The 14,195-nt window shown below is 66.2% G+C and carries 11 protein-coding genes; 10 read left to right on the forward strand and 1 reads right to left on the reverse strand.

The window, feature by feature from the left end; translation table 11 throughout:
- Positions 1 to 48 precede the first annotated feature (48 nt).
- The 3 genes from Raf01_RS40725 (at position 49) to Raf01_RS40735 (ending at position 5,793) form a co-directional block, all read left to right on the forward strand.
- Positions 49 to 804, forward strand: a complete 756-nt coding sequence (locus Raf01_RS40725) for a hypothetical protein (protein WP_203923480.1) — start codon at positions 49 to 51, stop codon at positions 802 to 804.
- A 410-nt stretch (positions 805 to 1,214) separates the two neighbouring features.
- On the forward strand, positions 1,215 to 3,998 hold the full coding sequence (locus Raf01_RS40730; protein ID WP_203923481.1) for an AfsR/SARP family transcriptional regulator: 2,784 nt from the start codon (positions 1,215 to 1,217) through the stop codon (positions 3,996 to 3,998).
- A gap of 226 nt (positions 3,999 to 4,224) precedes the next feature.
- The gene (locus Raf01_RS40735) at positions 4,225 to 5,793 is read left to right on the forward strand and encodes a multicopper oxidase family protein (protein WP_203923482.1); all 1,569 of its coding nucleotides are present in this window, start codon (positions 4,225 to 4,227) and stop codon (positions 5,791 to 5,793) included.
- Positions 5,794 to 5,895: 102 nt separating this feature from the next.
- Here the strand turns inward: Raf01_RS40735 and Raf01_RS40740 are convergent, their stop codons facing one another.
- A complete protein-coding gene (locus tag Raf01_RS40740; protein ID WP_203923483.1) occupies positions 5,896 to 6,900 on the reverse strand; it encodes an N-acetylglucosamine kinase in 1,005 nt (334 codons plus the stop codon).
- A gap of 73 nt (positions 6,901 to 6,973) precedes the next feature.
- Between Raf01_RS40740 and Raf01_RS40745 the strand changes: the two genes are divergently transcribed.
- The 7 genes from Raf01_RS40745 (at position 6,974) to Raf01_RS40775 (ending at position 14,188) form a co-directional block, all read left to right on the forward strand.
- Positions 6,974 to 7,846 (forward strand): MurR/RpiR family transcriptional regulator, encoded by an 873-nt coding sequence (locus tag Raf01_RS40745; RefSeq protein WP_203923484.1) that lies wholly within the window; start codon positions 6,974 to 6,976, stop codon positions 7,844 to 7,846.
- A gap of 57 nt (positions 7,847 to 7,903) precedes the next feature.
- The gene (locus Raf01_RS40750; protein ID WP_203923485.1) at positions 7,904 to 9,106 is read left to right on the forward strand and encodes an exo-beta-N-acetylmuramidase NamZ family protein; all 1,203 of its coding nucleotides are present in this window, start codon (positions 7,904 to 7,906) and stop codon (positions 9,104 to 9,106) included.
- Positions 9,107 to 9,243: 137 nt separating this feature from the next.
- The gene (locus Raf01_RS40755; protein ID WP_203923486.1) at positions 9,244 to 10,218 is read left to right on the forward strand and encodes a GNAT family N-acetyltransferase; all 975 of its coding nucleotides are present in this window, start codon (positions 9,244 to 9,246) and stop codon (positions 10,216 to 10,218) included.
- 31 nt (positions 10,219 to 10,249) lie between these two features.
- Positions 10,250 to 11,548: an extracellular solute-binding protein gene (locus Raf01_RS40760; protein ID WP_203923487.1), complete on the forward strand. Its 1,299-nt coding sequence runs from the start codon at positions 10,250 to 10,252 to the stop codon at positions 11,546 to 11,548.
- Between the two features lie 144 nt (positions 11,549 to 11,692).
- On the forward strand, positions 11,693 to 12,589 hold the full coding sequence (locus Raf01_RS40765; RefSeq protein ID WP_203923488.1) for a carbohydrate ABC transporter permease: 897 nt from the start codon (positions 11,693 to 11,695) through the stop codon (positions 12,587 to 12,589).
- Complete coding sequence (locus Raf01_RS40770) at positions 12,589 to 13,470, forward strand: carbohydrate ABC transporter permease (protein WP_203923489.1); 882 nt, start codon at positions 12,589 to 12,591, stop codon at positions 13,468 to 13,470. Before Raf01_RS40765 ends, Raf01_RS40770 begins: the two co-directional genes overlap by 1 nt.
- A 28-nt stretch (positions 13,471 to 13,498) precedes the next feature.
- Positions 13,499 to 14,188 carry a PIG-L deacetylase family protein gene (locus Raf01_RS40775; RefSeq protein WP_203923490.1) on the forward strand — a complete coding sequence of 230 codons (690 nt, stop codon included), beginning with the start codon at positions 13,499 to 13,501 and terminating at the stop codon, positions 14,186 to 14,188.
- Positions 14,189 to 14,195: the final 7 nt, after the last annotated feature.

The raw sequence follows: 14,195 nt of genomic DNA on the forward strand, positions 1-14,195 counted from the left end.
AGTACCTTTGGTCGCCGTTCGAACCGTTCGAATTCGCAGGGGCAACCGATGGGGACAAAGACGCCTAACGGTGCCGGAACGCCCAGTGGCGCCGGCCGACGAAACAAGGAAGCGGACAAACGTGCCCGGATCGCCGCCGCCAAGGCGGCCGCCGCCCGCGCGCAACGCCGCAGCCAGCTGACCAGGTTGGGCATCGGTGGCGGGGTCGCGGCCGTGATCATCGCCCTGATCGCGGTCGGCGTGGTCGGCCTCAGTGGCGGCAAGTCGGCCAGTACGGCGGCTCCGGTGATTCCCGCGACTCCGGCCAACACCGCCACCGGCCGTGACAGCACTCCGCCGTGGGCAGTACCGGCTGACACGTCGGCGGCGGTTCAGGCGGCCGGCCTGCCCATGCTCGGCGCGGAGGGCACGGTCCTGCACATCCACGCTCACCTGGACGTGGCCGTCAATGGTCAACCGGTGACCGTACCGGCCGAGGTGGGCATCGATGACGCGGCCCAGCAGATCAGTCCCTTGCACACGCACGACACCACAGGCGTGATCCATATCGAGTCGCCGACCCAGGCGCAGTTCAGTCTGGGACAGTTCTTCACGGAGTGGCAGGTGTCCCTGTCGAGCGACCACATTGGTGCCCTGACTGTTGACGCCAGCCACCAGCTGCGGGCGTACGTCAACGGCAAGGCGGTGGATGGCGATCCGGCCGCGATCGTGCTGCACGCGCACGACGAGATCGCGGTCGTCTACGGCACGGCGGCTCAGCAGCAGAAGGTGCCTTCCTCGTATGCCTTCGCGCCCGGGCTGTGACGGGTGACGCTCGACGCCTGGAACATCGACGCCAACATCTCGTGCTCCCGGTAGCGGTCTTGCATCAACGTGAGTTGACCGCGGCACATTACGGAGGACGTCGGAGCCTGGCGGCCCTGTCCTAGGACGATCTAGGCTTTGTGACCACGGCGCCTCGACGACGCTGTCGCGAAGCTACGTGGCGGGGCTGACGCCCCTTGACGTCGTCGAGGCTCTGGACGCCCCGGTAGCGTTGCAGTTCGTGGCCGGGCGCGTGGGTAGCCGCGGCAGCGGTCGGGTGGGGTCGGCTCCAGCCGCGATGCTGATGTCACCTGTGGCGCGGCTGTATCCTTGCTCACCTGGGTGCCTTGGGGTGCCGTCGGCGAGTGACGATCGGTGATCGGCGCTGGCCCGGTAGCGGGGAAGGGATCGTGGAGTTTCGGTTACTGGGGCGATTGGAGATAGCCAGCGGCGGCCGGCTGCTGGAGCTTAAGCGACGACGCGAGCGTTGCCTGCTCGGCGTGTTGTTGCTCCAACCCAACCGACCGATCTCGATCGACCGGTTGATCGACCTGTTGTGGGAGGGCGAGCCTCCTCCGGCCGCCCGCGCGAGTCTGCATACCCACGTCTCCCGGCTCCGAGCCGCTCTCGCCCCCGGTGGCCATGACCCTTCGGTCATCGACCTGGTCGGCGACGCTGGCGGGTACTCGGTCCGGGTCGACCCGGACCGAGTCGACACTCACCGGTTCCGGGAGCTGATCGGGCGGGCGCAGGCCACCGAAGGCGACGAGCGGGTGGAACTTCTGCGTCAGGCCATCTCGCTGTGGCGGGGCCCGCTGCTGGCGGACACCGCGTCGCCTCGGCTGCGCATCCGGGTTGGCTCCGAACTGGCTGAACTGCGGATGTCCGCCGCAGAACTCATGTTCGAAGCCGAACTGGCAGCTGGTCGGCACCGGGAGGTGATCGACGAGATATCCGAACTGGTAGAGGAGCAGCCGTACCGGGAACGGCTGACCGGTCAGCTGATGCTCGCCCTCTACCGCTGTGACCGCCACGAAGACGCTCTGAGCGCCTACCGGAGGCTGTGTGCCCGCCTGTCCGAGGACCTCGGCGTCGATCCCGGGCCTGAACTGCGCGCGTTGCAGGACAGGATGCTCCGCGGCGATCGGGGACTGGTCACCGTCCCCCACAGCCCGGCCGGCGTACCGGCGCAGCTTCCGGCCGCGCCAAGGTGGTTCACCGCACGAGCCAGTGAGCTGGCCGAGCTGACGAAGATGCTCGACGGAACGCAGGCTGAGGCCGTCGGCAGCGACGTGATCGCGATGATCGTCGGGGCCGGCGGCATCGGCAAGACCTGGCTTGCCCTGCACTGGGGCCATCTGCATCGGGACCGTTTCCCGGACGGGCAGCTGTTCGTCAATCTGCACGGCTTCGATCCGACCCAGCGGCCGATGTCGACGGCCACCGCGGTACGCGGGCTGCTGATCGCCCTCGGGGTCGCTCCCGACGCGATCCCGAGGGAGTTGGCGGCGCAGGTCGGCCTGTATCGCAGCCTGGTCGCAGCCCGGCGGATGCTGATCGTGCTCGACAACGCACGCGACACCGCCCAGGTCGTGGACCTACTGCCCGGCTCGCTGTCCTGCATGGTGATCGTGACCAGCCGGAATCGTCTGACCGGTCTGATCAGCGCCCACACCGCCCACCCGATGCTCCTCGATGTGCTGGCAGAGTCGGCGGCCCGGGATCTGCTCGCCGGCCGTCTGGGCGAGCACCGACTGACCGGCGAGCCGGACGCGCTGGCCACCCTGCTGTCCGCATGCGGGGGCCTACCGCTCGCGCTCAGTGTCACCGCCGCCCGCGTGGTGACACAGCCCCAGGCGCAGCTGGCGGAGATCGCCGCGGAACTCCGGGACACGGCCACGCGGCTGCAGGCCCTGGACGACAGCGACCCGCAGGCGAGCCTTCGTGCCGTCATGTCGTGGTCCTACGCCTCTCTGCCATTCGAACTGGCAAGGTTGTTCGCGCTGCTCGGGGCGGCGCCGGGTCCGGACATCAGCTTGACCGCCGCCTGTGCTCTGGCCGGCCTGGCTACCGACGAGACACGCGCGGCGTTGCGCGCGTTGGAGCGCCAGTCCCTGGTCCAGCAGCACGTCGAAGGACGATGGCGGATGCACGACCTGATCCGGCTGTACGCGGGCGAGCGCGCCGTGATCGACCTGTCAGCCGGCGAGCGTGAGGCGGCCGCACGCAGGCTGGCCGACTTCTACGTGCATGCCGCGCATGCCAGCGATCGTTTGCTCGATCCGCACCGCCCGCCGATCGAGGTGGACCCGTTTGACGGCCCGGTGCTGCCCGTGTCGGATCCGGCCGAGGCGTTGGCCTGGTTCTCTGCCGAACATGCCTGCCTGGTGGCTGTCCAGGATGCGGCAGCGACGTCCGGGTGGGACCGCGCGGTGTGGCAGCTGGCTTGGACGCTGAACACGTTCCACCAGCGACAGGGGCTCGTGGACGACGACCTGCGCGCCTGGCGGGCCGGGGCGGCCGCCACCGACAGGATCGGCGATCCCACGGCACAGACCCGGGCTTATCGGCTGCTCGGTCACGCGTGCGCCCGCATTGGCCGACACCAGGAGTCCATCCAGCATTTGCGCCGGGCGCTCACCTTGGCCGAGGAGGCCGGTGACATCATCAGCCAGGCACACGCCCACAGCGCTCTGGCCGGAAACTGTGGACTGTCCGGAGACTTCCCGCGAGCGCTGCGTCACGCCCAGCGGGGCCTGGACTTGCACGAATTCCTCGACGACCCGGTGTGGAAGGCCGACGCGCTCAACACCGTCGGTTGGTACGAGGCCCAGCTCGGCCAGTACGAGCAAGCTCACGACCACTGCGTACGAGCGCTGGAGTTATGTCGCCGGCACGCCGACCACGACGGTGAGGCGCACACTCTCGACAGCCTCGGCTACATCGTCCACCGCACCGGCCAGCTCGACAGCGCACTGACCTACTACCGCGAGGCCCTACGGATGTTCCGCAAGCTGGGCAACGCCTATGGTGAGGCCGACTCGTTGGACCAGCTCGGTGAGGTGCATCGTGACCTCGGTGACCTTGACGAGGCGGCGCACGACTGGGGCCAGGCTCTCACGATGTACCGCACCCAGCGGCGGGTTGCCGACGCCGACCGGGTACAGCAGCACCTCGATCGAATCTACCGGTGACCGTGCTTCCGCGGCTCGACCCAGCCGCGACCACACCATGACTGTGCTGTGGACGACGCGTGTGCCGATCCTCGTCTGCCGGTCCAGCGATACTGGGCAGCCGCTCCGAATAGTGCTCGAACGCGGGCACGATCTCCTTCAAGTAAGGCCGTAGAGGACGGATTGGCGGTGCATTTGCTGGGGATGTCCTGCGAGGACTAGTGCTTCGACGGGAGGCGGGCGACCGATGGGCTACAGCCGGCGTGAACTGATGCGATACGCGAGCGCGGTGGGTGCGGGGCTGGTCCTGTCGGGCACCGCGGCGTCGGCCGGGGACTGTGATACCGGCTCCGTTACCGGTACCCAGTTGAACAGTGACGGACCGCGGCCGCCGTACTTCGCGGTGCCGCTGCCGCAGCCGCCGGTGCTGCGGCCCGCGTCAGTCGATGGCACCACCGACTACTACGAGGTCACTGCGCGTGCCGGCTCAGCGCGGATGCTCCCGGGAACGCGAACGACGATCTGGGGCTACGACGGTCTCTTTCCAGGCCCGACCATCGTCAGCCGGAGCGGGCGCCGGACGGTGGTGCGTCACATCAACGAGCTGCCGGTGCCGACCACGCCCCACCTGCATGGAGGCCACACTCCAGCGGACAGCGACGGGTACCCGACCGACGCGATCGTGCGGACCGGTGGCAGTCTTCCGGATCTGGGCCGGTACGTGGGCATGACCATGTCGCCGAGCGACTATCAGGTCTCCTACGAATACCGGGATTACGTGTACCCGCTGAACCAGCGTGCGGCCACACTGTGGTACCACGATCACCGAATGGGTTTTACCGGACCGCAGGTGTACCGCGGCCTGGCTGGCTTCCACCTGGTGTACGACGACGAAGAGACACGACTGCCGCTGCCGGGCGGCGACAAGGATCAGCTGCTCATGATCGTGGACCGGGCGTTCGACGGCGACGGGCAGCTGAAGTACCCGTCGACAGGTCCCAGCCTGCAACATGAGGCCGGGGTGTCCAGCAGGTACCACGACGGTGTGCTGGGCGACACCATCCTTGTCAACGGCGTGCCGTGGCCGTTCCTCGAAGTGTCGAACACCCGCTACCGGTTCCGGATCCTCAATGCGTCCAACGCCCGCCGGTTCGAGCTTGCGCTGGATCCGCCGCCCGCCGACGGCCCGCATTTCATCCAGGTGGGCAGTGACGGTGGGCTGCTGGACCGCCCGGTGGGGCATGACCTCGTTCCGATCGCCCAAGCCGAGCGCTTCGACGTGGTCATCGACTTCGGGCAGTACCGGGTGGGTGACCGGGTCACGCTGATCAACCGGGCAGGCTCGGGCCCGACGACCGTGGTGATGCAGTTTCGCGTGGTGCGTGAAGAGGCCGATGACAGCTGGGTGCCCGGAGTCCTGGCTGACATGAGCGAGTTCGACGCGCTGACACCGGATCGGGCCAGCGGTACTCGCGCGATGCGGTTTTCCGGCGGCGACCCGTGGGAGATAAACAACAAACCATTCGATCTTCACCGGGTCGACGCGAACCCGAAGCTCGGCGCCACCGAGATCTGGAAGATCAGCACCAGCGCGCACCATCCGGTGCACCTTCATCTTGTGCAGTTCAAGATCATCGCGCGTACGGGTGGCCTGCGCCCCACGGACGGGGGTTGGAAGGACACCTTCGACCTGGCGCCGGGCGAGGACGGCCAGGTGCTGGCACGGTTCACCGAGTACCCCGGCGTGTACGTGTTCCATTGCCACAACCTTGAACACGAGGATATGGCGATGATGGCCAATGTCGCGGTCGAGTGATGAACCGAGGCGTCGCCTTGGCGGTGAGGCAGCCGCAACTGCTCGCCGCGGGCAGATTCTGGCCGCCGTCGTGGAAAGTCACGTCATCCCGATCAAGTTAGGTCAGACACGGATTGCGTGCTTTTCGTGGGGGAGGTCCCGGTGGGCGGCAAGCATTTCGGCTCCGTCCAACGAGGTTCCGGCGGGACGGCGCGTTGTGAGGTCGCGGAGGGCGAGTTCGTTGAGCAGGAGTCGCAGGAAGGAGGTGTCGTTGGTGAGCCCGCCGACCACGCTCACCGGCAAGCGGGGGTCGGCGATCGACGATGCGGTCTGCGCGAGGCGACGTGCGGCCTTGCGCACGATGCCGCCGGCGACCACGTCGCCGGCTGTGGCCCGCGCGAGGACGACCGGCGCGAACGACGCCAACGCCCGAGCGACGTCTGTGCCGCCGGTGACGGCGTGGGGAACGTGGCGGATGTCGCCGGCGATGGCACGAGCATCGTCTTCGAGGGACGTGTGAGGTCCGCGCCGGTCGGCGGAGCGCAGTGCGCAGGCGAGTCCGGCTTGGCCGATCCATCTGCCGCTGCCCTCGTCGCCGAGCCAGGGGCCCCACCCGTCCGAGCGGCTGACCGTGCCGTCGGCGTCGACGCGGTAGGCGACCGAGCCGGTCCCTGCCACCAGTACGGTGCCTGGTCCTGCGCCGAACGCGCCGATGTGTGCGGTGAGGACGTCGGATGCGATGACGACATCGAATCCCCAGAGCGATCGGATGCGTTGCGCCGCCTCGCGGGCGGCGTCGGGATTGGATTCGACGCCCGCTGCCCCGGCTCCCAGCCCGACGATGTCCGGGCCCTCGTCCATGATGGTGGAGACGAGCGGCTGGATGGCATCGAGTGCGAGGTTGACGTTGCCGGCGGCGGCGAATCCGGGGAAGCCGGCTCCCCGTAGTTCGGTGGTTGTCGAGGCTCGGCGCAGTTTGACCCGGCAGTGCGTCTTGCCGAGGTCGATGGCGATGTAGCTCGGTGCCGCTTGTCTGGTCACGATCTCTTCCATCAGGGGTGGATGAAGGGAACTTACAACAGCGGCATGCCTGGCGAAAGTCATTGACACATGATCGAGCGCGTCCATACCATGGCACCGACCTCGGGGTTCCGATCGGACAGACAGGGCGTGGGCGAACCATGTCATTGGGCTCTCACCCGTGAGCATCCAGACCAACATCCAAGCGCGGGCAGGCTCCCTTCCCCCCACGATGCGCCGGGTCGCAGAGGCGATTATCGATCGGCCACAACTGGTGGTCGAGAAGTCCATCAGCGAAGTCGCGCGGGCGTGCGACACCTCTGAGGCGTCAGTCGTGCGATTTTGCCGCGCCATCGGGTTTACCGGCTTCTCACAGCTGAAGTTGCAGATGGCGGCCGAGTTGGCCAAGGAGGCCGCTGAGTTTGGCATCGGCGAGCCGAGCAGCTACGGCGCGGACATCAGCCCGTCCGACACGCTCGCGGAGATGGTCGCCAAGATCGCGAGCAGCGAGATCCTCGGTATCCGCGAGACCGCTGACAGCATCGACTTCGACGTGCTGCGGCGTGTGGTGCGTAAGCTGGAACGCGCCAGACGTGTCGTGCTGTTCGGCGTGGGTGCGAGCAACGCCGGCGCTCAGGACCTGGCTCAGAAGCTACTGCGGATTGGCCATGTCGCGCTGGCGTTTCACGACGCTCACGATGCCATGGTCTCGGTGGCCCTGCTCAGCGCGGACGACGTGGCGATCGGGTTCTCGCACAGCGGCAGGACCAGGGAGACGAGCGCGTTTCTGCGTGGCGCGAGCGAGAGCGGCGCCTACACGGTCGCTGTCACGAACGTAGCGGAATCGCCATTGGCGGGATGTGCCGACAGCGTGCTGCGTACCGCGGTCAGAGAGACGACGTTCCGGTCGGGCGCGATGGCGAGTCGAATCGCTCAGCTGACCATCGTGGACTACCTGTTCGTCGCCGTCGCCCGTAGCCGCTATGACCACACCGTGCAGGCGCTGAAGAGCACGTACGAGATCGTCAGGGAGCTGCGCGACGACCGGCACTGATCCGTGCCGCGATCTGGGTGCCGGCCACCGCGGCGTACGGATAGTGGAAGGAAGGGCATGACAGCGCAACGTACCCGTACCGGCGTGGAGGTCGCTCTCGCGAACCCCGGAATCCTCGGGGGCACCCGTATCGGCCTGCTCACCAACTTCACCGGAACGACGCCGGACCTCGGTCGTAGCGTCGACGCGCTGGTGGCCGCCGGTGCCCCTGTCACGGCTCTGTTCGGCCCTGAGCATGGGCTGAACGGTTCCGTGCAGGCCGGGCAGACGGAGGTCAACGCTCGCGACGCGAGTACTGGGCTGCCCATCTTCGAGACGTACCTGAGCAACGGCACCGAGCTGGACGAACTCGTCGCCGCGTCGGGTGTCGACACGATCGTGTTCGACATGCAGGACCTCGGGGTTCGCTTCTACACGTACATCTGGTCGATGTACGACTGCATGCAGACGGCGGGGCGAACCGGTGTCCGCTTCGTCGTGCTCGACCGACCGAATCCCCTCGGCGGGGCGGTGGTCTCAGGCCCGGGCCTGGACGTGGCGGGGCATGCCAGCTTCGTTGGCCGCAGCGACATCCATGTCCGGCATGGTCTGACGGCCGGCGAGCTCGCGCGCCTGTTCAACAGCAGGGAACTACCCGCCCAGGGCCTTCGTGTCGACCTCGATGTCGTGCGAATGTCCAGCTGGGAAGCGGCCACCGACTTCGATGACACGCAGCTACCCTGGGTTGCGCCGTCGCCGAACATGCCCACCCTTGATACGGCGTTCGCCTTTTGCGGCACCGGGCTGTTCGAAGGGACCAATCTCAGTGAGGGGCGTGGCACGACCCGGCCGTTCGAGCTGATAGGTGCACCCTATATCGACGGACGCCTGGCGAGGCGCTTGCGTGAGACCGAGACCGCCGGTGTCATGTTCCGGGAGATCTGGTTCACCCCGACCTTCCACAAGTACGCCGGGCAGACCGTCCGCGGCGTCCAGCTACACGTCACTGACCGGGCTGTGTTCGATCCTGTCGCAACGGCGCTCATCATGCTTGATGCCGTCGCCGACCTGTACCCGGACCAGTTCGGCTTCCTGCCACCAGGTGAACGGGTGGATGCGCCCGAGCGTGGCCACGCCGTCGACCGGCTCTGGGGATCGGCGGGGTTGCGCGAGGCCGTGCAGGCGGGACGGTCCGCCCTTGCGCTCCACCCAGGTACTCGTGCCGTCAACGCTGTCTACGGCGACGACGTTCTGCTCTATCGACGCCCTTCCGCTGCGTAACCGCGCCCGTGTAAATCAGTACCCGAGTGCGTCCATCTGGTGAAACTTCTTGACTTCGCTTGCTGACGCGAAGACAATTTTCGTCCAACGGCCATGATCGACGATGCACGGGACTGAACGTGCAGCGGGGAGGATCGATGACGCAGCCCCACTCCATTGCGACGATCAGAAGGTTCCATCCGGGAGACGGGCCAGCGATCGCCGGAGCCTGGACGGCGGCGGCGCCGGGAGACGGCATCACCTACGACCGCTTCCGCGACATGTTCCTGCTCGACCGCAACTTCGACGCCGCGGGCCTGTTCGTTGCCGAGCGGGACGGTCGCATTGTCGGTGCCGCCTACGGCGTGCGCCGCCTCATCCCCGCCGACGGAGCGGATCTGGAAACGAGTTCGGGCTGGATTCCGTTCTTCTTCGTGGTTCCTCAGGCGCGTCGCCAGGGCCTCGGTGCGCGGCTCGTGCGCGCCGCGATGGAGTGGCTGGCGACCAAGGGCGCCAAGACTGCGTACTTCTCGTCGTACACACCCAACTACTTCCTCCCGGGACTGGACGCGGCCCGCTATCCCGCAGCCGCGCAGCTGCTCGCCTCGCTGGGTTTCACCACTCAGTACGAGTGCGTCGCCATGGACCGAAGTCTCAACGACTACCAACTGCCGGAGCGCATCGGCAAGCGCGTCGCCACGCTGCAGGCGGAAGGCTGGACCTTCGGGTCACCAAGCGGCGACGATCTGGTCGACCTGATCGCCATCGCCGGGAGCCGCTTCAACCCGGACTGGGGGAGAGGCGTCCGTGAGGGTGTGCTCGGTGGGCAGCCGCTCGAACGCATCATCACGGTACGCGACCCGGATGGCTTGATGCTCGGCTGGGCGATGCACGGTACCTACGAGAACGTCCTCGAACGCTTCGGGCCGTTCGGTGTTCTGCCCGAGAGCCGCGGTACCGGTCTCGGAGAAATCCTGCTTCACCTGACCCTGGAGCGGATGCGGGCGCTGGGGGCACACAGCGCCTGGTTCCTGTGGACCGAAAAGAGCTCCCCGGCAGGTCACCTGTACGCGAAGACCGGCTTCGCGATTACCCGCACCTTCGCGGTTCTGCACGCGCCGCTCGTGGTGTGACACGCGGATCCACAGCACCGAGAGGAAGATCATGAGACCAGCACTGTTCGGCCGACCTGGCCGAACCGCCAGGTTCGCGCTCGTCGCCGGTGCCGCAGCGCTCGTGCTGTCGGCTTGCGGAGGTGGCTCCGGCAGCGCCAACGGCAAAGTCACCCTTACCTTCCTGAGCCACTACGGCGACGAGCCCATGAAGGGCGGCATCTCCAAGCTCATCAACGAATGGAACTCGTCGCATCCGGACGTACAGGTCAAGCAGCAGACGGTGAAGTTCGACGATCTGCTCACCACGCTCAACGTTCGACAGACCGGCGGCAGGGGAGCGGACATCCTGAGCTCGTACGCCCTGTGGGGCGGCCAGCTCGCAGCCAACGGTGTGCTGGACAAGCCACCCGCCGACGTCGCCAAGGACATAGCGGGGAACTACAGCCCGGCGGCGGCGGCCGCTGTCACCTCGGGAAGCGGGCAGGTGTTCGGCTACCCGACGGAATTCAACACGTACGTGCTGTTCTACAACAAGAAGCTGCTCGCCGACGCCGGCTATACCAAGCCACCGTCCACCTGGGCTGAGCTCAAAGACATCGCGGAGAAGACCACCAAGAAGGATTCGTCCGGCAACTACAAGGTGGAAGGGCTGAGCCTGATCCAGGACGGCGACAACCAGACCGCCCACCCGTTCCTGTCCCTGCTCAACTCCACCGGCAGCACGTTCCTCAAGCCCGGCGGCGAATCGGCACTGGACGACAATGCGAAGTCTGTCATGCAACTGGAGTCCGACCTCGTCAAGTCCGGCTCCACGACGACCTCGATCATGCCGACCAAGAACTTCCCGAGCAACGGGGTGGCCATGGCGATCCAGGCCGGTTGGTGGATCGGCAGCCTGAAGACCCAGATGAAGGGCGACTACAAGAACGTCGGCACTGCCCCGGTGCCCGGCCCCGAGGCGGGTAAGAAGGGGTCGCTGGCGTATGCGTTCTTCACCGGGGTGAACGCCCGAAGCAAGCACAAGCAGCAGGCGTGGCAGTTCCTCACCTGGTTGAACTCGAACAAGAACACGCAGGGCGTCACGGAGATGGGGGACTTCCTCGCCACGAATGGCCTCATCCCCCCGCGGAAGGCCGACGCCGACATCCTCGGTGCGAAGCTGCAGGCCGCCGACCCGAACCTCACGCCTATCTATCAGGCCGCGGACTATGCGATGGCCGAGTCCAACGCGGCCAACGGCTACAAGGCCAAGACTTCGCTGCACAACGCGCTCGACAAGATTCTCGTCAACCACGCTCCGGTCGATCGTACGTTCAACGATCTGATCGCCGAGATCAACCGTAAGTAGTGTCCCGCGGTGACGGGGCGGGGACCCGTCGCCCCGTCACCGCGGACCGACAGCCTTGCCAGGTGGGAGCCGACGCATATGACAGGAACGTACGCGGCCGCGACGCGCCAGGCGTCGGCCAGGCAGGGCGCCGCGGCGCCACCGGTGGCGCCACGGTCGCGACGCTTGCGGAGACAGGGTAGGGCCGGTTACCTCTTCCTGGCGCCTTCCCTGCTGTTCTTCATGGTCTTTCTGATACTGCCGTCCCTCTTCGCGATCTTCCTGTCGCTGTCCCAGTGGGGCGGCTACGACCTCACGCAGATCAAGTTCATCGGGGTGAAGAACTACCGCGACATCCTCAACCTCCACAGCACCTTCGTCTCGCCCATCCTGGTGAACACCCTGGTGTTCGCGGCCCTGTCCGTGATCCTGGCGGTCGTCGGGTCGTTGGTGGTCGCGCAGTGCATCGAGCGCCTGCGGTTCCAGGGCTTCTGGCGATTCCTCTACTTCCTGCCGGTCGTCGCGACCGTCGTCGCGGTCGGCAACGTGTGGAAGATGATGTATCAGCCGTCCGGCCTCATCAACGGAATCCTCAACCTGCTGCACGTCAATTCCATCGGGTTTCTCTCCGATCCGCACGAGGCCCTGCCGTCGGTCGCCGTCGTGCAAGCGTGGGCGTCCATAGGCGCCGCGGTGCTCATCCTTACCGCCGGCATCAAGGCGATCGACCGCACCATCTACGAGGCCGCGGAGATCGATGGCGCGAACAGTTGGAGGACGTTCTGGGGTATCACGCTCCCGTTGCTGCGTCCGTCGCTGCTGTTCGTGTTCATCACGCAATGCATTGCGGGGATGCAGTCGTTCGCTCTCATCATCGTGATGACCAAGGACGGCGGACCTGCCAACGCCACGAACGTCGCCGCCTTTGAGATGTACCAGCAAGCCTTCCGGTTCGGCGCCTGGGGCACGGCAAGTGCGATGGCGATGGTGCTCTTCGTCATCATCTTCATCATCACTCTGATCCAACTGTGGATCAGTCGACGAGCAGGAGACGACGACTGATGGCCCGCAACAGGCGAAGCCGCACTCCTTGGTTCTCGTACAGCGTCGTCGCGATCGGCGGACTGCTCATGGCCCTGCCGTTCTTGGACATGCTCTCCAGCTCGTTCAAGGGTCCGGGCGAGTACGGGATTCTCCCGTACCACTTTCTCCCGCACCACTTCACCTGGAGCAACTACGGTGCGGCATTCGACCAGCTGCAGTTGGGCCGGTTGTTTCTGAACAGCGTGATCGTGACCGCGGCGGTCACCGCGTCTGTGCTGGTGACTTCGGCGATGGGCGGCTACGCGCTGGCCAAGCTACGCTTCCGCGGCAGGGACGTCATCTTCCGGTTCATCCTGGCCACGATGATGCTTCCCCCGTTCCTGCTGCTGATCCCCGACTTCATCATCATGTTGAACTGGCCGCTGGCCGGCGGGAACAACATCATCGGCCAAAACGGTGACGGCGGCATGACCACCAACATCGTCTCGCTGATGCTCCCGTTCCTGGTGAGTGGCTTCGGGATATTCCTGATGCGCCAATTCATGATCGCTGTCCCCGAAGAGATGCTGGAGGCGGCTCGGCTTGACGGGGCTGGTGAATGGCGCCTGTTCTACAACATCATCCTCCCGCAGACCGGCCCCGTGGCCATCACCCTCGGCCTCATCACGTTCGTCGGCCAGTGGAACGAATACATCTGGACATCGCTGATCGCGTCGACGAACCCCGACCTGATGACGCTCCCCGTCGGCATTCAGCAGTTGCAGAGCTTCATCGACCCGAACCGGACCACGCCGATCGTCATGGCCGGCATCATCATCAGCATCCTTCCGGTGCTCATCACATTCCTTTTCCTGCAGAGGTACTACGTCCGCGGCGTGGTACTGAGCGGAATGAAGTAGTCGCGAACCAGATGGAAACGGAGCTAGCGTGAGCAGGACAGTTCTCGCTGTCGGTGGCCACATCGGTGACATGGATCTTACCGCAGGGCCAACACTCGCCAAGATGGTCGATGACGGCGACCGCGCGATCATTCTCGCGTGCACCTACGGTGAGCGGGGCCACCCCCGTCTCAGCCCTGAGGAATACCGCACCCAGAAGGTGCGCGAGGGTGAGCAGTTCGCCGAGGACATCGGCGCGCAGTTCCGTGTGCTTGACTACTCCGACGGGTTCCTGCCCGACGACGACGAAGCAGCCAACCAGATCGCCGACATCATCCGGGCGGAAAAGCCAGACATCGTCATCACCCACTGGCGAAACAGTATTCACCGCGATCACGAGCGCACCGCGATCCTTGTCGAGCGTGCACGGTTTCTCGCCTCGCTGCCGGTGGACAGTCCTCTCGGTCGTCACGGGGTGAGGCAGCTCCTGCACGCTGACAACTGGGAGGACGCCGAGGGTTTCGCACCCGATCTCTATGTGCCCATCCCCGACGGCGCCTTCCAACGGTGGCGGACCGCGATCCAGAACCAAGCGTTCGCCCGCGGTGAGACTTATGGTTTCCGGTACATCGACTACTACACCGCCATGATGTCGGCGAAGGGCTGCCTGGCCGGTACCGACAGGGCGTGCGGCTTCGCCGTGGGGGGAAGCTCCAAGTTCCAACTCGCCGGACCGTGACAGCAAC

It is taken from the genome of Rugosimonospora africana (assembly GCF_016862975.1).
Lineage (GTDB): Bacteria > Actinomycetota > Actinomycetes > Mycobacteriales > Micromonosporaceae > Rugosimonospora > Rugosimonospora africana.

Bases quoted from the DNA above. Each gene is read 5' to 3' on its own strand.
- Raf01_RS40725 (WP_203923480.1), top strand. From the start codon at position 49: ATGGGGACAAAGACGCCTAACGGTGCCGGAACGCCCAGTGGCGCCGGC.
- Raf01_RS40735 (WP_203923482.1), top strand. From the start codon at position 4,225: ATGGGCTACAGCCGGCGTGAACTGATGCGATACGCGAGCGCGGTGGGT.
- Raf01_RS40740 (WP_203923483.1), bottom strand. From the start codon at position 6,900: ATGGACGCGCTCGATCATGTGTCAATGACTTTCGCCAGGCATGCCGCT.
- Raf01_RS40750 (WP_203923485.1), top strand. From the start codon at position 7,904: ATGACAGCGCAACGTACCCGTACCGGCGTGGAGGTCGCTCTCGCGAAC.
- Raf01_RS40755 (WP_203923486.1), top strand. From the start codon at position 9,244: ATGACGCAGCCCCACTCCATTGCGACGATCAGAAGGTTCCATCCGGGA.
- Raf01_RS40760 (WP_203923487.1), top strand. From the start codon at position 10,250: ATGAGACCAGCACTGTTCGGCCGACCTGGCCGAACCGCCAGGTTCGCG.
- Raf01_RS40770 (WP_203923489.1), top strand. From the start codon at position 12,589: ATGGCCCGCAACAGGCGAAGCCGCACTCCTTGGTTCTCGTACAGCGTC.